The organism is Microcoleus sp. S13_C3, assembly GCF_036700905.1.
Lineage (GTDB): Bacteria > Cyanobacteriota > Cyanobacteriia > Cyanobacteriales > Microcoleaceae > Microcoleus.
The window spans coordinates 1-20,266 of record NZ_JAUBPT010000092.1 but is presented as its reverse complement, the minus strand read 5'-3'; the positions used below and the strand labels follow the sequence as shown (position 1 = coordinate 20,266).

Below are 20,266 nucleotides of genomic sequence, written 5' to 3'. Positions count from 1 at the left end.
TTTTCTTCTCAGTCCTCTTAAGAGGACTTTCGCTTTGAGACAGGGAATTCATTCCCTGTCGGACTGTCGGACTGTCGAACTGTTTGTCTAATAGCGAAAGTCGTCTAAAGACGACTCATGAATTGAAAATTTTTCTTCTCAGTCCTCTTAAGAGGACTTTCGCTTTGAGACAGGGAATTCATTCCCTGTCGGACTGTCGGACTGTCGGACTGTCGAACTGTCTGTCTAATAGCGAAAGTCCTCTGAAAGAGGACTGATGAGTTGAAAATTTTTCTTCTCAGTCCTCTTAAGAGGACTTTCGCTTTGAGACTGGGGTTTCAACCCCTGTCGGACTGTCGAACTGTCGGACTATCTAACTCTCGGTTTAGCCTTAAGTTGACACGCCTTGAGCACGATGCCGTGTTCCTACTACACTTCTCCCTTATTCCTTCATATATAACTATGCCTCCCACACTTAAAGAATCCCGCGAACTCCTCCAAGACTTTGAATTCAACAAATTGTTCGTCCAAAAACTCGGTTGGGATAATCCATCATCCCACAAAACCGTATCTGTAGAAATAGAAGGCGAGACTTATTCCCGAAAAGCCATCGCCCAACTTTTAGGAGTAGTTGTATATGAAATTATCGCCGATAGCGGAAATATCCCCAACAGCGCCGAAAGACTGACGATTTATCGCGAAATAGTCCAAATTTCCGCCGAAAATCTGTTGATTTTTATTGACAAAAATCGCACCAAATGTCTCTGGTATTGGGTAAAGCGCGAAGGTACAAAACTTTATCCCCGCGATCATGTGTACGTGAAACGGGAACCTTGCGATTTGCTGCTGAGTAAAGTGACAGCTTTAAAGGTTGATTTAGAAGAATTAGAAACGTTTTCGGTGATTGATGTCGCCCAAAGATTGCAGGCTGGCTTGGATGTCGAACAAGTTACTAAGAAGTTTTTTGAAGAGTTTAAACAGCAACACGTTGAATTTTTAAGTGTGATTCGCGGCATTGACAAAGAAACAGATAGACGCTGGTATACTTCGGTTTTACTCAACCGTTTGATGTTTGTTTATTTTTTGCAGCGCAAAGGATTTATCGACAGCGGCAAAATGCTGTATTTGCAGGAAAAGTTAGCCGAAAGCAAGCAGCGGGGAACGGATTTATTTTACTCGCAATTCTTGAAAACACTGTTTTTTGATGGATTTGCTAAACCTCTGGATTTGCGGGAGGAAGGGGTTAAAGAATTAATCGGCGATGTTAAATATTTGAATGGGGGACTGTTTCTAGAACATCCCATCGAACAAAGTTATCCGAATATCGCCATACCCGATGCTGCTTTTGAGAAAATCTTATATTTGTTTTCCCGCTATTCTTGGAATCTTGACGATACAGTGGGCGGGAAGGAAAACGAAATTAATCCGGCGGTTTTGGGATACATCTTTGAGAAATACATTAACCAAAAAGCCTTTGGTGCTTATTATACCAGACCGGAGATTACTGAATATTTGTGCGATCGCACAATCAACAAACTAATCCTCGATAGAGTTAATGAGGGCGGGCACGGGGGCACCGCCCCTACCACCAATGAGGCAAACCAGGGTTTTGTAGGGGTAGTGCCCCCGTGCCTACCCCAAGTGCCCCCGTGCCTACCCCATGCCCAATTCCCCATGCCCGATGCCCAATGCCCGATTCCCCATCACTTTGAAACTATTACCGAACTCCTCACCAATCTCGACGCCAATCTCTGCCGCAGCCTGCTAACAGAAATCCTCCCAAACTTAACATTATTAGACCCAGCCTGCGGTTCCGGCGCGTTTTTAGTCGCAGCGATGAAAACGCTGATTTACATCTATTCAACAGTCATCGGTACAAGCAATTTTTTAAACGATCGTTACCTCAATGACTACCTAAAAGACATCGAAAAAGAGCATTCATCACTTAACTACTATATCAAAAAACGGATTATTAGCGACAACCTCTACGGCGTAGATATTATGCCGGAAGCCGTGGAAATTGCTAAATTGCGACTGTTTTTAGCCTTAGTTTCTGCGGCGCAGAATGTCAACGACTTGGAACCCTTGCCGAATATTGATTTTAACATTATGGCGGGCAATTCCTTAATTGGATTACTGCGGGTGGATGACGCAGAATATGAAGGAAGTGGAACTCAGTTAAATTTGTTTCACAAGACATACAGACAAGTATTGGAGGAGAAAAACCGTCTGATTTCTATTTACCGTCATGCGACTACCTATAGCCAAAACTTGCAGAGTTTACGAGATGAAATTGCCGAAAAGAAAGCGCCGTCTATCGAAAATATTAATAAGATTTTGTTGGAAAATTTCAAACAGTTAAAAATTAAGTTTGAACAAGGACAGATTAGCGGTAAGCCGATTAAGCGTACCCTGAATCTCGCTGATATAGAAGCTTTGAAGCCTTTTCACTGGGGCTATGAGTTTGATGATATTTTGCATCAACGGGGCGGTTTTGATGCAATTATTACTAATCCACCTTGGGAAATATTCAAGCCAAATGCTAGAGAGTTTTTTGTGCAGCATAACGAACTAGCAAAAAAAAGTAAGATGGACATCAAAACTTTTGAAAAAGAGCAAAATAAAATTCTGCTAAATCCAGAGATTGCTGAAACTTGGTTAAAATATTTGAGTGAATTTCCCCATGTTAGCGCTTACTACCGTTCTGCTGAACAGTACAAAAATCAGATTTCAATTGTCAACGGCAAAAAATCGGGCACTGATATTAACTTCTACAAGCTTTTTCTAGAGCAATGTTTTAACCTCTTACGCCCAAATGGCGAGTGCGGTATCATCATTCCTTCAGGAGTTTATACTGATTTGGGAACTAAGCAACTGCGGGAAATGTTATTTATTGAGACTGAGATTGATTCACTGTTTGGTTTGTCCAATGAAAAGTTTATTTTTGAAGGAGTGCATCACAGCTTCAAGTTTTGCTTACTCACTTTTGAGAAAGGTAAAAGTACAGAGTCATTTCAAGCTGCTTTCCGCATCAATCCGCGAGAAGCGATTCGGGTGGACAAACTCGATACTTTTCTGAACAATCAAGATGAATGTATTGAGATTTCTGTTAACTTGATTCGTCGCTTATCTCCTGACTCTCTCTCGGTGATGGAGTTTAAAAATGAGGGAGATATTCGGATTGCGGAGAAAATGCTGCAATTCCCGTTACTTGGCGAACAGATTGAGGGGAAATGGAATCTGCGGTTAACTGCGGAATTTCACATGACTAATGACAGTCATTTATTCAAGCAAGAACCAGGGAAAGGGAGACTGCCACTTTATGAAGGTAAGATGATTCATCAGTTTACTCATCTCTATGCTGAACCGAGGTATTGGGTGGATGAAGCGGAAGCGAGAAAGGCTTTATTGGGAAGGAATGGCGTAGATAATGGTCAAAAGTTAGATTATCAGTGTTACCGTTTTGCATATCGTGCAATTGCTAGCAGTACAAATGCTCGTAGCCTTATTGGTACAATACTGCCTACAAATGTTTTTTGTGGTAATTCTCTCAATATCGCCTCCCCTATTCAAGACAATCAGCATACACTATTCGTTAGCGTTTTTTTGAACTGTTTTTGTATAGATTTTGCCTTGCGTCAAAAAGTGTCTTCAAACATAAATATGTTTTACATATACCAACTTCCTGTCCCGCGATTAACATTAGGTGACAAATACTTCACCGACATCGTACAGCGCGCCGCCCAACTCATCTGCACCGCCCCAGAATTTGACGAATTAGCCCAAGAAGTCGGCTTAAACTCGCACCGAGAAGGTGTTACCGATGAAACAGAACGCGCTCAATTGCGAGCCGAATTAGACGGCATCATCGCCCACCTTTACGGATTAACGGAAGCCGAATTTGCCTATATTTTGACTACTTTTCCGATCGTCCCCGAAGCCGTGAAACAAGCAGCATTAGCGGCCTATCGCACCTTTGCACCAAAATCCGGCGAACCATAAGGGCGGGAAAGAATAGAAAGAAGAGGAGACGGCAGTGCCGTTTCCCTACAAATAATTGGGCGATAGTTACATATTTCGTGCATGAAAATTGAGGATTTTGCGGTAGGGAAACGGCAATGCCGTGTCCTCTTTTCCTCCGCCAGTCTTCTCGCTTAGCCGTCACTCCGCCAGGGAATGAATTCCCTGTCTAATAGCGAAAGTCCTCTCAAAGAGGACTAATGAGTTGAAAAGTGTTTTTCTCCTCAGTCCTCTTTCAGAGGACTTTCGCTTTGAGGCAGGGGTTTCAACCCTTGCCGGACTGTCGGGTAGGCGGGAGGACTGTCGGGTAGGCGGGTTTAACGTGTTGGTTGACACCTATGGGCACGGTGCGGTGTCCTCTTTTCCTCCGCCAGTCCTCGCGCTTACCCGGCAGTCCGCCAGGGAATGAATTCCCTGTCTAATAGCGAAAGTCCTCTGAAAGAGGACTGAAGAACAACTCATTAGTCCTCTTTCAGAGGACTTTCGCTTTGAGGCAGGGGTTTCAACCCTTGCCGGACTGTCGGGTAAGCGAGAAGACTGTCGCACTGTCGGTTTAACGTGTTTGTTGACACCTACGGGCTGTTCCGCGTCCCTACAGATTTCCCTAAAAAAATGTAACGAGTTGTAAAGTATAATTAAACCGAAGCGAACACAGAGGCCAAGTAGTATCAAATGCGAGTTGCGATCGCCGGAGCAGGCTTAGCAGGACTTTCCTGCGCTAAATATCTTACCGACGCGGGCCACACCCCCATCCTCCTAGAAAGTCGGGACGTACTCGGCGGCAAAGTAGCCGCCTGGAAAGATGCGGACGGCGACTGGTACGAAACCGGCCTCCACATCTTCTTCGGTGCATACCCGAATATGCTCCAACTCTTCAAAGAACTTGACATCGAAGACCGGCTGCAATGGAAAGAGCACTCGATGATTTTCAATCAGCCGGAAACCCCCGGAACCTATTCCCGCTTTGACTTTCCCGACCTTCCGGCTCCCTTCAACGGCGTCGCAGCCATCTTGAGCAACAACGATATGCTCACCTGGCCCGAAAAAATCCGCTTCGGTATAGGTTTGATTCCGGCGATGCTTCAGGGTCAAAACTATGTCGAAGCAATGGACAAATACTCGTTTTCCGACTGGCTCAAAAAGCAAAACGTCCCCCCCAGAGTCGAAAAAGAAGTATTCATCGCCATGTCCAAGGCGCTCAATTTCATTGACCCCCACGAAATATCCGCAACCATACTGCTGACAGCCCTCAACCGCTTCTTGCAAGAGAAAAACGGCTCGAAAATGGCCTTTTTAGACGGTTCCCCCACAGAGAGGTTGTGCCAGCCGATGGTAGACTACATAACTGAGCGCGGTGGTGAAGTCCGGCTGAATGCACCCATCGGGGAGTTTTTGCTCAACGATGACAACACGGTGCGGGGCTTCCACATTCGGGGAGTAAAAGGGGCAGAGTCAGAAATTCTGACCGCCGATATTTACGTTTCCGCGATGCCAGTTGACCCGCTCAAGTTGATGATGCCGAAACCCTGGGGCGAAATGGATTATTTCAAACAGCTCGAAGGTTTGGAGGGAGTACCCGTCATTAATGTACACTTGTGGTTCGATCGCAAATTAACTGATATCGACCATTTGCTGTTCTCGCGATCGCCCCTGCTGAGCGTCTACGCCGACATGAGCAACACCTGCCGCGAATATGCCAACCCAGACAAATCAATGCTGGAACTGGTTTTAGCACCGGCCAAAGACTGGATAGGCAAATCTGACGAAGATATCGTCGCAGCCACAATGGTCGAGTTAGAAAAACTCTTTCCCGATCAAATCCCAGAACCAGCCAAACTGCTCAAATATCACGTAGTCAAAACCCCACGTTCCGTCTACAAAGCCACTCCCGGACGCCAGCAGTGCCGTCCCTCGCAAACAACTCCCATTAGCAATTTCTATCTAACGGGGGACTATACAATGCAGCGTTATCTTGCGAGTATGGAAGGTGCCGTGCTTTCTGGTAAGCTGACAGCGCAGGCTATTTCAACGGCCAATAACCAATAACCAATGAAAAATTAAGAATTTTTCATAAAGACGTAAAAAATCTCCCGTTTTCTAAACGGGGGAAAATCAGTTCTAATCTTTAAATTTCTTATTCTCGGATGCTGCAACTGTCAAAACTCCAGTGCATGAGAACTCTGGCCTCTGTGGATGACTCTTACGAACTGTGCCGCCAAGTCACGGCGAGTTATGCCAAAAATTTTTATTTAGGCACTCAACTCATGCCCGAAGCCAAGCGTCGGGCGATTTGGGCGATTTACGTCTGGTGCCGCCGCACCGACGAACTCGTAGACGGGCCGGGTTCTGAGGCAACGACCCCTGAAACCCTCAATCTGTGGGAAAAACGCCTAGAATCGGTGTTTGCCGGCCATCCTCACGACGACTACGACGTAGCTTTGGTGGATACGCTGTCTCGTTTCCCGATCGACATTGGGCCGTTTCGAGAAATGATTGCGGGCCAGCAAATGGACTTGTACCGCAGCCGCTACGAAACCTTTGAAGAGCTCAATCTTTACTGTTATCGAGTAGCGGGTACTGTAGGGCTGATGTCGATGTCTGTCATGGGTGTGGACGAGTCGAATCCCGCTGCTAACTGGAATTGGCACTGGGGCAATAAAATTCCCAAAGAAGAAGCCATCTCCCTCGGTATTGCCAAGCAGTTGACTAATATTCTGCGCGATGTCGGAGAAGACGCCCGCCGCGGCCGCATTTACCTTCCCTTAGAAGACTTAGCCTTGTTTAACTACACCGAAGAAGATTTATTCAACGGTGTCATTGACAACCGCTGGCGGGAATTGATGCGGTTTCAAATTCAGCGAGCTCGCAAATTATACGCCAGCGCGGAACCGGGAATTAAAGTGCTCAGTCCCGATATCCGCTGGACAGTTTGGGCTGCTACAATGCTCTACAGCAGAATCTTAAATGCGATCGAACGCAATCAGTATGATGTGTTTCAGAAGCGGGCTTATGTTAGCAATTCTCAGAAACTGCTGTGTCTCCCCGCCGCTTGGATGAAGTCAAAAGTGCTTTAGCTGCAGCCCGTATTGCTGGCGATTCGGCAACGGGTAAGGGGTATTTGTCAAGTTACAAATTATATGATGTCCAGCAAATTGCATATTAGGTTAGTGGGGACGCGGTAGTGCCGTGTCCCTACATTTGGCGTAAGTCAAATTATAAGTCAAATTAGTGGAGTAGCGGGCGGAATTGGCAATTGGGCGATCGAACTTTCCAACAATTGCTTTTCCTGCTGGAGTTTTGCTTCTAAATTTTGAATTTGTTCTCGGCGGGCTTCAACTTCAATCAAGCGGCGAGACAATTCTTGACTCTGCAAAGTGAGAGATTGCCTCCACCCTTCTGCTTTCTGGGCTTCTTGCTGCAAAAAATCGGGAGTAAAACCTGTTGTTAAATATTTCTCAACTAATTGTAGTACCCAGTTTGTAGCGGATTGAATATTGACAACCTGGTTATTTTCGCCAATATCTGCTAATACTAAAATCCCTTCATTTAAAACATTAGTTGCAGAGTAAATTGGATTTTGAGCAAAATCTTGCGGTAATGTCAAGAAACATTCTTCACTAAGAATAGCCCAAGTACCATCAGAATTTTGGCAAGCCAGCAATTGCAGACTTATCTCGCCTAAAATTTCCTGATTTTGTACTTGGGCTAAATATAGCATAAGGGTAATTGGTAATTGGTTATTAGTTATTCGTAACTGGTAACTGGTAATTGGTAAAAACAGCTATCCGTGTATCCGTGCATTCCGTGTCCTGCTGTTGGTTATTGGTAATTGTACGATTGGCGATCTTGTAGGGGCGGGTTTTACCAACAATAATTGCCTGAAACTAACTATCTCGTAAACCCGCCCCGGCCACTTTAGCCGATCGCGCGGTGGGTGATATCATGTCCGATCGATTAACCATAATATCCCGGTCGGGGCGGGTTTTTGAGATGGTCAATTATTGGCAGGTATTGTTGGTGAACCCGCCCCTACAAAAATCGTGGTCGCTTGACCGGACATGATATGAGAGTCAATATTTTCCTTGGGAGTCCCAGATTTTTCGCCCTCACGCACCCTACCATTAAACTAAAAACCGTCAACAGTCAACAGTCACCAGTCAACTATTAAAACACCTTTAGCCGATCGCGCAAAATTTCCGCTTGTTTTTGGGCTTCAGCCAAAGCATCCCTCGCGCCCTGAACCACATCAGGAGTAGCCTTATCCACAAACTTCTGATTAGTCAACCGCGCCGCAGTATGCTTAATTTCAGCTTCCACCTTGCTCAACTTCTTCTCTAATTTAGCACGCAAAGCCGCCAAATCCACCACCCCAGCCAGAGGAATCAATACTTGCACAGTACCGACAACCCCAGCAATTGTCTGTCCCAAATCTGCATCCACACTAGCAGTAACTGTCAGATTTTCGACTTTTGCCAAATCCTGAATGTAAACGCCTCCATCTGAGATGATTTGGCGTTCTTTCTCGCTTTCGCTTTGCAAAATCGCCGTCACCTTCACACTGGGTTTGATATCAGCATCGGCCCGCAAATTGCGAACTGTGCGAATTGTACCGAACAACAACTCAAACTGCTGTTCCAAATCAGCATCAATTAGCGAGATATCAGCTTCAGGATAAGCTTGCAAAGCCAAACATCGATCGTCACCTGTTTGAGTCAGAGTGTGCCAAATCTCCTCAGTAATGTGCGGCATAAAAGGATGTAGTAGTTTCAGAATACCTTCCAACACAAAAGCAAAAGTTTGCTGTGCCACTTTCTTAGAAGTTGGTTCAGCATCCTGCTGCAAGCGGGACTTGACCAACTCAATATACCAGTCACAGAAATCGCCCCAAATAAACTCATAAAGTCCCTTGGCCGCTTCCCCCAAACCGTAATTTTCCAAACAATTGCGGCTTTGCTGCACAACTTGATTGTAGCGAGAAAGAATCCAGCGATCGCACAATTCCAAACCACCTTCCACAGAAGGGCTTCCCAACTGCTGCGGCGTCTGTCCCTCCAAATTCATCATCACAAACCGGGCCGCATTCCACAACTTATTCGTGAAGTTCCGGGAAGCTTCCACTGATTTCGATTCATCAGTTTTGCGATCGTACTCCATGCGAATATTTTGACCTGCCCCAACCACTTCCTTAACCAAGGTGTAGCGCAAAGCATCAGTACCGTACTTGCCAATCAACAGCAGCGGATCGATACCGTTATTTTTACTCTTAGACATTTTCTGACCGTTTTCATCCAACACCAAACCGTGAATGTAAACAGTATCAAAAGGCATCTTTTCAGTAAAATGTCCGGCCATCATCGTCATTCTAGCAACCCAGAAAAAGATGATATCAAAACCAGTCACCAAAGTAGTAGTCGGATAGTAATACTCCAAATCTTTAGTTTCGTCCGGCCATCCCAAAGTTGAGAAAGGCCACAACCCGGACGAAAACCAAGTATCCAATACATCTGGATCTCTTGCTAGCTGCACGTCATTACCAAATTTAGCCGTAGCTTTTTCCCTAGCTTCAGCTTCTGTTTTCGCAACTATAAAAGGTGTCGTATCAGTAATTTCGCCCTGGGTTTCGCTAACAGCATACCAAGCCGGGATTTGGTGTCCCCACCACAATTGTCGGGATATACACCAATCCTTCAGCTTCACCAACCAATCCCGATAAACCTTTGTCCATCTCTCAGGAACAAAGACTGGTGAGTTACTTCTATCTAATGCTTCTAAAGCGCGTTGAGAAAGAGGAGCGATCTTCACAAACCATTGCGTAGATATCAAAGGTTCGACCGGAACTTTGCCGCGTTCGCTGTAGGGAACTGTATGCTTATAATCTTCTATTTTAACCAAAACCCCGTCAACTTCTAAGCGCTGCACCACATTTTTTCTGGCAACAAATCGGTCTTGTCCCTGGAACTCTCCGGCATTTTCATTTAAAGTGCCGTCCTTATTCATAATGTTAATAAACGGCAAATTGTGACGCTTACCCATCTCGAAGTCATTCGGATCGTGGGCGGGAGTCACCTTGACACAACCAGTTCCGAAAGTCGGATCGACAAATTCATCAGCAATGATGGGAATTTCGCGATTCACGATCGGCAAAGTGACAGTTTTACCGATAAGATGTTTGTAGCGATCGTCCTGTGGATTCACCGCCACCCCAGTATCCCCCAACATCGTTTCCGGCCGAGTCGTCGCCACCTCCAAATAACCAGAACCATCCGTCAAAGGATAGCGGAAATGCCACAAATGGCCGTCAACTTCCTGCTGGTCTACCTCCAAATCCGACACAGCAGACTGACTCGCCGGACACCAATTCACCAGGTAATTGCCGCGATAAATCAGCCCCTCATCGTACAGACGGACAAACGCTTCTAAAACCGCAGCGGATAAGCCTTCATCCATCGTAAAGCGTTCGCGCGACCAATCAACAGAAACGCCCAAACTGCGTAATTGATTAGTAATAGTATTGCCCGATTCAGCTTTCCACTCCCAGGCCCGTTCCAAGAATTTTTCTCGGCCTAAATCGTGGCGAGTTTTGCCTTCTGCTTTGAGTTGCTTTTCGAGAATAGTTTGAACGGCGATGCTAGCATGATCCGTTCCCGGCAACCACAGGGTATTGCGTCCAGTCATGCGGTGATAGCGGACGAGGACATCAATCAGCGTCTCTTCAAAAGCGTGTCCCATGTGGAGACTGCCGGTGACGTTGGGCGGCGGGATAACTACGCAGTAAGGTTCGCCGCCTTTTTCGGGGTCAGCTTTGAAGGTTTGCTTGTCTTCCCAGTATTTTTGCCACTTGGCTTCGGTGGCTTGGGGGTCGTATTGGGGGGGTAGGTTTGCGGTCATTGGCGAGAGGGTGCAGGTTTTATATATAAGATTGTGCCACAGCGGGGGGAAGAGAAGAGTTTTGAACCGCAGAGGGCGCAGAGGGCGCAGAGGGAAGAGTGTTGCGAGGGTTTTGGATGTCGTAAAAAAACCTTTTATCCCTCCCCTCTCTGCGCTCTCTGTGTTCTCTGCGGTAAAATCCTCTTAATATCTATTCACGTCTTTACAATCCACTCCATTAAGAGAAGAGTTTTGAACCGCAGAGGGCGCAGAGGGCGCAGAGGGAAGAGTGTTGCGAGGGTTTTGGGTTATGATTTTGATATGGGTTTGAAAAGAGGAGAGGGGAGTTGGCAGAGGATCTTAATGAGTTGACTTATGCTGTGATTGGCGCGGCGATGGAGGTTCACAAGGAGTTGGGGCCGGGTTTTTTGGAAGCGGTATATGAGAATTCGTTGCGTGAAGAACTCGCTCTCCGGGGAATTCCTTTTGACCCTCAACCTACGGTGAATGTCCTTTACAAGGGTGTTGTGGTTGGGGAAGGCAGATACGATATGCTGGTTGCCAACACTATCGTAGTTGAATTAAAGTCAGTCCAAAGTATACTTCCTATCCATGAGGCTCAAGTTATATCATACCTGAAAATGACTGGTTATCCTCTAGCCCTTCTCATCAACTTTAATGTCCGCTTTTTAAAAGAAGGAATTCGCCGCCTCATCCTGTCGTAAAAAAACCTCTCATCCCTCCCCTCTCTGCGCTCTCTGCGCTCTCTGCAGTTCATTCCTCTTAATATCTTTAATTACTTCACCTCCTTGTAATCCACCCCATAACTCGTATCTCTCCCCGACAAATACGTCGTTTTCCCCGTTAAAGTCTCCAGATTTTTTTTCGTTTCAGCCGAAGTAATCGTATTCAGCGGCACGCCGAACTTGCTAGCCAAACCAGCCGCCACCCCCACACCTTGTCCTTGATAAATATTCACCGTCGCAATTCGCCCGACGGATACAGCCATACCGACATAACCGGACGATCGCCCGACAATGGCTAAATTATTCACTTTGCTAGCCAAAGCACTTTCTATCCCGAAATTATACACTGGCAGTGGCGGAACTCTCGCAGATAAATTCTTGATTCCGCCCCGCACATCGAAATCGTAGGAAAAACTGCCGATCGACTTTTCGGGTACTGTTCCCCCTTTGATAATCTCCTTCCCTGTCAGCGGATCTACCACATCGCGAACATTCAAAGTTTGCCTGATATATATCTCGTCGGGAAGAAATACTCTCACATCTTTACCAGACTTCTTTTGTAGCCAGTATTGGAGATATGACATTTCTTTAATCATCTCAGGAGTCGGTTTTCTGCCGTTAGCTTCCATCTCCATTATTTTGTCAACTTGGTATTTAAACAGAAACCCGTTCCAGGACAGCACATTTTTGTTATAAATGCAGACATTGCCTTTATCAAAAAAGAATCCTTTATTTTGACTAAAGGGCAGATTTCGGTCTATGTGATACGCGGCTCCTATAGCTACGCTTCTGATGTCGTAGCCGTCTGTATATGACTGATAAATCGTACTCCAGAAATTCTTCATCCAGAATTGGGTACTAGCGGGATCTTTAGATTTTGTAAGGGTTTCTTTAATCTTTTTTACCAAGGGGGTGTTGTAGAGAATTTCATCTTCTATTCTCCGCAATTCCGACATCGTTATACCTGTAATTCTCGGAACTATAGAGACGGCTAAAGTTTCATTTTTGGATTTGAGATTTTGAGATTCATATCCTGTATAATAAGATAATCCGGCTTTTCTGGCTAATTCCGCGTCTTGAGTTACGTCAATAAAAGAGTGGGCTTTAATTTTTAAAGTGCTGCCTGTTACTTCGGCATATTCGATTTTTTTATCTACGACGTGGGGAGTAAGAGTTGAGTTGGAAATAACTTTGACTTTTGCTGCTGAAAGCATTTGCCTGAGAGCTCGGTCTGCCATTTTTGGGTCTAAGCAAGATTCGGGCGCATTCGCTTTATCTAAGAATTCCTTAAAACATTGGGCGTAGGGTTGGCGATACCAATCGGGGATTTTATCTAAATCGATGTAAGCTAAACCGCCGCGGGTGAGTAAGCCGCCCAAAGGTGCTCTTCCGTAGTTCGATCGCACGATCGCAACTTTGCCCTTTTCGCCTAAAGTTTTCTTCGCCCATATCGCCGCACATATCCCCGGTACTTCATCACCATATACTACTACATCGAAATTTTGCTCCGGTGATTTTTTGGGAAGTACCGGAGGCGGGCTGCTAGATTTTTGCTGCAGAGTTCCATTGTCTAAGGTGGCACTTGCTGGGTCTCTATTTTCGATATAATTTTCTATTTCTCTGAAAGCCGGATAATTAAGGAAAAGTTTTACTGCGACAAAGAAGATTGCAATTGAAGCTAATTTCTTGAAAGTAGAGAGCATTCAGTTGACTCGCGGATAAATTGGCAATACCTGAAAGGGCCGTTCAGGGTTTACGGAGTTGAATATAGCACGTTTAGATAGTTTCGACACAAGTTTAAATTTTCCGGGAACTGTTGTTAGCGGTTTTGCCTGTGTTACTGGTTTGGGAGGGCTATTGATGAGGGTAAGGATGGGGCGTGCGATCGTATCTCAGATATCTGGTGTCGGGAAGGGCGATCGGCTACAATAATAATTTAAGAACAACAATTAAGTCATCTTAAAGATACAGAAAAAATGGAACAAGTTTTTGTACATCCTGAAAGTCCTTTTTCAGTAAACACATTTAACCTATTGGCACAATTCAATGAAACTCCCACTTCAGATTTTTACCGGGAGCACAAAAAAGATTTCTTAAAATATGTAGAAGTGCCGCTCAAGTATATTTTAAGCCAGGTAGAAGAGCAGTTGCCGGATTTTATTAAAAAATATATAGATATCAAGCAGGAGAGCTTTGGCAGCATTCAAACACAATCTTTGAAATCCACAGTAGTCTACAGTGTAGACTACTGTTTTAACGGTAGGGCTAATAGTAGGCAATCTGATAAGTTAATGTTAACAGTTGAAAACCAGACATTAACTTTTGGTTTTTCTGGAAACAACCATTTTTTTCCGCCAATGGTAAATTGCTACAAAGATTATGGAAATAACATTAATTTAATCGAGATTCTTAAACGTTATCACCTTCCTCACAGACATTGTTTTTCTTATAGTTGTCTAACAACCAATGATTTTGGGGAAAGATTAAAGCGCATAATGAAGCCGGAAAAATCTATTCATAAACTATTAGAAAGTATGTTATCCGAAATAAATAGCTATCCAAACACCGAATTGGAACGGCTTAGAGGTTTTGATGTTGAAGTCGCGATCTCACTTGAGTCAGAGGAAATACTAAGATATTCTGCCAAACACTTAATTCAAAAAATAGCACAAACCTTTAAAAAACTATTTCCCTTATTATTGATTTTTAACTTGACCGGAGCAAATAATAACCCAGAGCTTCTTCTCAGTCAATATTTTTCAGTGTATGAAAAGGAATTTAATCCAGAGTATCAAATAGATAAAATTTCAGAAATTACTGGTTTTCAAACAACCCAACTAACCCAATGGATACACGCCATTAACCGCAAAGGCCAAACCATCATCCAAGGCCCACCCGGAACCGGAAAAACCTTCATAGCAGAAAAACTTGCTAAACACTTAATCGGCGGCGGTGACGGTTTCTCAGACATTATCCAATTTCACCCCGCCTACACCTACGAAGACTTTATCGAAGGCCTCCGCCCAATAACTCAAAACGGACAATTAACCTACTCAATAGTTCCCGGTAGATTCCTAGAATTCTGCAAACAAGCCGAAGCCTGTGAAGACACTTGTGTTCTCATTATTGATGAAATTAATCGCGCAAATCTCTCTCAAGTATTTGGCGAGTTAATGTATCTCCTAGATGACCGACAAGACACAGGACGCTCTATTATACTAGCCAGCGGTAAACAATTTAGAATCCCTACAAATGTCCGCATTATTGGCACAATGAACACCGCAGACCGTTCTATTGCCTTAGTTGATAATGCACTCCGCCGCCGTTTCGCATTCATTCCCGTCTATCCAAACTATGAAGTGCTGCGACAGTATCACCACAGAGAGGAAACTGGTTTTCCAGTTGATAAATTAAATAGCATTCTAGAAGATGTCAATCGCGCCATTAACAACAAACACTATGAATTAGGCATATCCTTCTTTTTAACAAAAACCTTAGCTGAAGATATCCAAGATATTTGGCAAATGGAAATCGAGCCATACCTTGAAGAATACTTCTTTGATAACCAGGCAAAAATGGATGAATTTCTCTGGGATAAAATCAAATATCAATTCAGCAATTGATCGTCTAACGCTACCATTATTACTACCAACACGGCGTTACAGCATCTATGAAACGACTATCACCCCAAATCATCGAACTCACCGAATATAAATCCGCAAGCTTTGAACAATACTCAATCCCCGAATCAGTCGGACAAAAAATACACCAGAATTATGACCAGGAAATCGATATAGAATTTCCCACCTTTAAAACAAAATATCAATGGCACTTAAAATCTAAAGGCAGAGTTGGCAACATTCCCATCACTCCAGAATTTCACATCGCCATCCGCCCACAGGTTCCCATAAACAACCTCTTCGGAATGATTGACTATGCCTACAACCTTAACATAAAATTTCCCCAAGGCTCTATTCAGTGCGACTCTTTAGAACAAAGTTACGAGAAATTAGCTAACATTCTTGCCCAAAAAATCCTAGAACGCTGTCGCAAAGGATTATATCGCGATTACTTATCCAAAACAGAAAGACTCGCCTACATTCGCGGCCGCGTCGATTTGCGGTCAGCCCTGCAAAAACCTTGGGAGGTTAAACTAAAATGCCACTATAGCGAACAAACAGGCGATATTGAAGATAATCAAATACTCGCTTGGACACTTTTCATCATTGGCCGCAGCGGTTTGTGTCGTGAATCTGTTTCATCCACTGTGCGAAAAGCGTTTCACGCACTCCAAGGATTTGTTACATTAAAACCTTTTAAATCAGAAGCTTGTATTGATAGAAATTATCACCGTTTGAATCAAGATTATCAACTTTTACACGCCTTATGTCGATTCTTTTTAGATAACACAGTGCCGAGTCACGAAAGGGGCGATCGCGAAATGCTCCCTTTTCTCATAGACATGGCTAATTTATATGAACAATTTGTCGCTGAATGGCTCAAAGCACATATACCAAAAGGCTTTTTTGTCAAACAACAACACCGAGTCACACATGACAAAAACTACTTCGATCGGATTGACTTACTGCTGTGCGATATTGCAACAAGTAAAGTTCAGTATGTCCTCGATACAAAATACAAAGCTCCCGATAAAGTAGCCAGTAATGACATTCATCAAATAGTTGCTTACGCAAATGCCTTAAATTGCCAAAATGCAATTCTCGTCTACCCGCAAAGCCTCCAACAGCCACTAGAAATAAAACATGGTGAAATCAGAGTTCGCAGTCTAACTTTTTCCCTAGATAGCGACCTGAATGAAGCCGGAAAAACCTTCTTAACCTCTCTACTTCCAAACACCCTCCCCTAACTCTACTCTGCGCCCTCTGCGCCCTCTGCGGTTCATTTTCCCACAAAAAAAGAGGCGCAATTGCGCCTCCCAAATCTTTCATGTCAGAGTTCTAAACACTAACAGCCACTTTCGCTTCTTTTGCAGTCAACTTCTCGTAAGTCGCCCGCATCTTCAATCCGACTAACACTTGGAACAAACCAGTTCCATTGTTGGAACCAGGATATTCGCGGTGCTGGAGCAACAGGTGAGTTAACTCGCCTTCATACTTCGTAGAAGTCTTGCTCAAATGGCTTTCGATGTAAATAACTTCTTCGAGATTCTCGAATTGACCATCTACTTCCAAAATCGAGACTTCGTGACCGTAGAAAGCATCAGGCCCGTAGTACATCTTAATTCCGGGATAGGAACAAGTTAGCTTGCGGCCGCAAGGAACCCAGTTAATTGTTGAACCTTCGTCAAACAAATACGCAGGCTCAAAATTGGCGATGCCTTCGCGCTGGATCATCTGCACGCGCAGAACCTTCCGCTCTTTGTCATCTTTGATCAAGTTGGTCGGCAACACTTGAATTACCACATCAGCATATTGCTTTTGCGGGTCGATGTAGGCTGTAAAATCCGGTTTGCGAGCATTGATCGCAAACAGCACGTCTTCGTAACGGTGGCCCCGTTCCGCCATGTCGCGCTGGATTTTCCAAGCAATTTTTACCTCGTCGCTAATGTCGAGGTAGACGCTGAAGTCGAGGAGCGATCGAACTCGCTCATCGTAAAGGGGATGCAGCCCCTCAATGACAATCACATGATTCGGCTCTACCCGCTCAGGAGGATCGAGCAGACCGGTTTCGTGGTTGTAAATCGGCTTGTCGATCGCCCGACCTTCTTTGAGAGCCTTCATTTGCTCTGCCATCAGGTCAAAATTGTTCGCTCTGGGGTCAAGGGCTGTAATCCCTGTTTCCTTGCGCTGCTTGCGATCGAGACAATGATAGTCGTCGAGGCAGATTACAGTAACGAAATCTTCCCCGAACAAATCTGTCAATCGGCGTAAAAAAGTAGATTTTCCGCATCCGGAATCTCCGGCAACGCCAATTAAAACCACGCGATCCGGCTTACTGGTCATAGTTTCCCTCTAACAAAATCACTGTTTACTAACTAACTCAAGTCTAGATTCCACAAAATTTCAGCCCGCAGGTAGCGACAAGCAGGCTTTGCGCTGCTTTGCTACCCCGAGAGGATCGAGTTCTCACCAGCATACAGCAGTGAGTTGATTGCCTGCCCGGGAAGACCCAAGCAATCTTCAAGGCAAGTAATTAATAGCTTGTAAAAGTATAGTCATTTATGTATGACATGGGAGGCGTGAATCCCTCCCCTTTCTTTTTTACTTCGAGCGGATTGACCCGCCTGGGCTGAACTACGCAGCTCCCTATCCCATCGCACAAGGCATTTGGGATTGCTTGGCGCATAAGATCGTCATATCTATTAACACTAACTTTAGTAGTTGATCTTACCAGAATGCGATCGCCCACTACAAGCTCAACGTCGATAGATTTGAGATTTGAGATTTGAGATTTGAGATTGTAGAATTGACCCGTCAGTCAGCCTGGGAGTCATAAATCCAGGATCTTGTACCTGGCTCCTTTCGGTCAATAGGAGCTATTTGTTGCCCGATGCCACACTCCATCACCGGTCGGCAATCAAAACGACTTATCGGGGCAGATCCCCCGATCGGGTAAAATATTGGCAGTACGCAGACAACAATAGCTATAGGTCAACAGCCGAACGCAAAGCGGGCTCGGTGAGCGCGGCGTTCGGCTAGTAGGGATTTGATACGCGAGCGATCGCAACTTCAACACTACGGACGGCGTGGCGAGGCCCAGAAATTGGCGCGGCCAATTAGTCCCGATGGCCTTAAGAAAAAAGTAAATTGAGTCTAACGTCACATTCTCTTTCTTTATAACTCTGTATCGTGAAGGAAAATCAACAAATGTACAGCCCAAGCATATCTGGTGTTGCGGCCAACTCAGAATCAGGCAGCCGCATCTTTGTTTACGAAGTGGAGGGTATGCGTCAGAGCCAAGCAACTGACCAAATAAGTAACCCGATTCGCCGTAGTGGCAGCGTATTTATCTCCGTGCCCTACGATCGCATGAATCAGGAAATGCGCCGGATTGCTCGCATGGGTGGAAGAATTGTCAGCATCCGCCCCTCAAACAGCGCTCCCGAAACAAATGGCAAAGTCGCACCAGAAGCAGGGCTACAGAGTCAGAAATCTGGAGAAAAAACTAAGCCCATGACTCAAGCCAAGGAAAAAGTTCAGGTTCCTGTTAACCTCTACAAACCGGCCAATCCCTATATTGGTAAGTGCATTTCTACAGAAGAATTAGTCAGAGAAGGCGGCGACGGCACAGTCCGCCACGTCACCTTCGACATTTCTGGAGGCAATTTGCACTATCTCGAAGGTCAAAGTATCGGGATTATTCCTGATGGCACGGATAAAAACGGCAAACCTCACAAAATTCGGCTTTACTCGATCGCCTCCACCCGTCACGGCGACCACCTCGACGACAAAACAGTCTCGCTGTGCGTGCGCCGCCTAGAGTACAAAAGCCCAGAGACCGGTGAACAAGTGTTCGGTGTTTGTTCGACTTTTCTCACCGGTTTGCAACCTGGGGATGATGTCAAAATCACCGGCCCCGTAGGCAAGGAAATGCTGTTGCCCGACGACGAGGAAGCCACCATTATTATGATGGGTACCGGTACGGGTATTGCTCCTTTCCGGGCTTATTTGTGGCGGATGTTTAAAGAAAACAACCCCGATTACAAATTCAAAGGTTTAGCTTGGTTGTTCTTTGGAGTTGCTTACACTCCCAACATTCTTTATAAGGAAGAGTTGGAGCAATTGCAGCGCGAGTTCCCCGATAATTTCCGCTTGACTTATGCCATCAGCCGCGAGCAAAAGAATGTTGACGGCGGCAAGATGTACATTCAAAACCGGATTCAAGAGAACGCAGACGAACTGTGGGAATTGGTTCAAAAGCCGAATACTCACACTTATATCTGCGGTTTGAAGGGTATGGAAGGCGGAATTGATGAGGGAATGTCGGCGGCGGCTGGCAAGCACGGCGTTGACTGGGCTGGCTATCAGAAACAGTTGAAGAAAGAGCACCGTTGGCACGTTGAAACTTATTAATGTGTTACCTGATTTAATCTGATTTGTAGGGTGGGCTGGGCTCGCCCTACAATTTTTGAAACAGTTTTGAGGCTGGAGGGGCTGGTTCACCCAATACAAGTGTAAAATATACAGTAAGCTCACCGAAAAAGGGAGATAACTGACATGGTTATAACTTCTACCCAAAAACTCACCTTTGAAGAATATCTGAACTATCAGGGAGAATCAGGTGTTTGTTATGAATTATATCGGGGCAATCTAATCGAAATGCCAACACCTACAGCAATACATATCAAAATTTGTGAATTTTTAGTTTATCAGTTCCGGCGCTTCTTTGCAGCACACAACCTCCCGCTCGTTGCAATTGTCACTACCGCCGTCCGAACTGAGGAAAACTCTTCTCGCATTCCTGATGTGGTGATTTGCACTCAGAGTCTGTGGGAACAAGTCTGCGCGCAACCTGGTTCCGCAGTGCTAGATTTTGAAGAAAAACCGCTGTTAGTTATCGAAGTTACCAGTCAAAATTGGCGGGACGACTACATTCGCAAACGGGCAGAATATGACTTAAGTAGGTCGGTATAAAAAAACAAAGGTAAGTAAAGAAATGTTAACAACTAGAATTGGAACTGAATTTAAAGCGAT

The 20,266-nt window shown here is 44.9% G+C and carries 13 protein-coding genes; 9 read left to right on the top strand and 4 right to left on the bottom strand.

Going from position 1 to position 20,266, the window contains the following annotated elements; genetic code table 11:
• Positions 1-441 precede the first annotated feature (441 nt).
• The 3 genes from QUA16_RS22930 to crtB all read left to right on the top strand — a co-directional run bounded on the left by QUA16_RS22930 (position 442) and on the right by crtB (position 7,073).
• Positions 442-3,981 carry an Eco57I restriction-modification methylase domain-containing protein gene (locus QUA16_RS22930; protein WP_333106005.1) on the top strand — a complete coding sequence of 1,180 codons (3,540 nt, stop codon included), beginning with the start codon at positions 442-444 and terminating at the stop codon, positions 3,979-3,981.
• 690 nt (positions 3,982-4,671) lie between these two features.
• Positions 4,672-6,045, top strand: a complete 1,374-nt coding sequence (gene pds / locus QUA16_RS22925; RefSeq protein WP_333106006.1) for a 15-cis-phytoene desaturase — start codon at positions 4,672-4,674, stop codon at positions 6,043-6,045.
• A gap of 98 nt (positions 6,046-6,143) precedes the next feature.
• Positions 6,144-7,073, top strand: coding sequence for a 15-cis-phytoene synthase CrtB (gene crtB, locus QUA16_RS22920; RefSeq protein WP_333106007.1), 930 nt, complete (start codon positions 6,144-6,146; stop codon positions 7,071-7,073).
• Positions 7,074-7,219: 146 nt separating this feature from the next.
• On the opposite strand, the gene QUA16_RS22915 is transcribed toward crtB, so the two are convergent.
• Entirely contained in the window at positions 7,220-7,717 is a 498-nt protein-coding gene (locus QUA16_RS22915) for a hypothetical protein (protein WP_333106008.1), read from the bottom strand.
• A 446-nt stretch (positions 7,718-8,163) separates the two neighbouring features.
• The gene (locus tag QUA16_RS22910; protein WP_333106009.1) at positions 8,164-10,887 is read right to left on the bottom strand and encodes a valine--tRNA ligase; all 2,724 of its coding nucleotides are present in this window, start codon (positions 10,885-10,887) and stop codon (positions 8,164-8,166) included.
• Positions 10,888-11,213: 326 nt separating this feature from the next.
• On the opposite strand from QUA16_RS22910, the gene QUA16_RS22905 reads away from it, so the two are divergent.
• Complete coding sequence (locus tag QUA16_RS22905) at positions 11,214-11,591, top strand: GxxExxY protein (RefSeq protein ID WP_333106010.1); 378 nt, start codon at positions 11,214-11,216, stop codon at positions 11,589-11,591.
• Positions 11,592-11,662: 71 nt separating this feature from the next.
• On the opposite strand, the gene QUA16_RS22900 is transcribed toward QUA16_RS22905, so the two are convergent.
• Positions 11,663-13,315 carry an FAD-dependent oxidoreductase gene (locus QUA16_RS22900; protein WP_333106011.1) on the bottom strand — a complete coding sequence of 551 codons (1,653 nt, stop codon included), beginning with the start codon at positions 13,313-13,315 and terminating at the stop codon, positions 11,663-11,665.
• A 58-nt stretch (positions 13,316-13,373) separates the two neighbouring features.
• Here QUA16_RS22900 and QUA16_RS22895 point away from each other — a divergent pair, with 58 nt between their 5' ends.
• From QUA16_RS22895 to QUA16_RS22885, 3 genes are read left to right on the top strand one after another with little or no spacing between them, the layout of a single operon-like run.
• On the top strand, positions 13,374-13,544 hold the full coding sequence (locus tag QUA16_RS22895; RefSeq protein ID WP_333106012.1) for a hypothetical protein: 171 nt from the start codon (positions 13,374-13,376) through the stop codon (positions 13,542-13,544).
• Positions 13,545-13,588: 44 nt separating this feature from the next.
• Positions 13,589-15,235 (top strand): AAA family ATPase, encoded by a 1,647-nt coding sequence (locus QUA16_RS22890; protein WP_333106013.1) that lies wholly within the window; start codon positions 13,589-13,591, stop codon positions 15,233-15,235.
• Between the two features lie 47 nt (positions 15,236-15,282).
• The gene (locus QUA16_RS22885) at positions 15,283-16,479 is read left to right on the top strand and encodes a 5-methylcytosine restriction system specificity protein McrC (RefSeq protein ID WP_333106015.1); all 1,197 of its coding nucleotides are present in this window, start codon (positions 15,283-15,285) and stop codon (positions 16,477-16,479) included.
• Positions 16,480-16,570: 91 nt separating this feature from the next.
• On the opposite strand, the gene QUA16_RS22880 is transcribed toward QUA16_RS22885, so the two are convergent.
• The gene (locus QUA16_RS22880) at positions 16,571-17,575 is read right to left on the bottom strand and encodes a phosphoribulokinase (protein WP_333106016.1); all 1,005 of its coding nucleotides are present in this window, start codon (positions 17,573-17,575) and stop codon (positions 16,571-16,573) included.
• 864 nt (positions 17,576-18,439) lie between these two features.
• Here QUA16_RS22880 and petH point away from each other — a divergent pair.
• Entirely contained in the window at positions 18,440-19,645 is a 1,206-nt protein-coding gene (petH, locus tag QUA16_RS22875; protein WP_333106017.1) for a ferredoxin--NADP reductase, read from the top strand.
• A gap of 144 nt (positions 19,646-19,789) precedes the next feature.
• Positions 19,790-20,206 carry a Uma2 family endonuclease gene (locus QUA16_RS22870; protein ID WP_333106018.1) on the top strand — a complete coding sequence of 139 codons (417 nt, stop codon included), beginning with the start codon at positions 19,790-19,792 and terminating at the stop codon, positions 20,204-20,206.
• Positions 20,207-20,266: the final 60 nt, after the last annotated feature.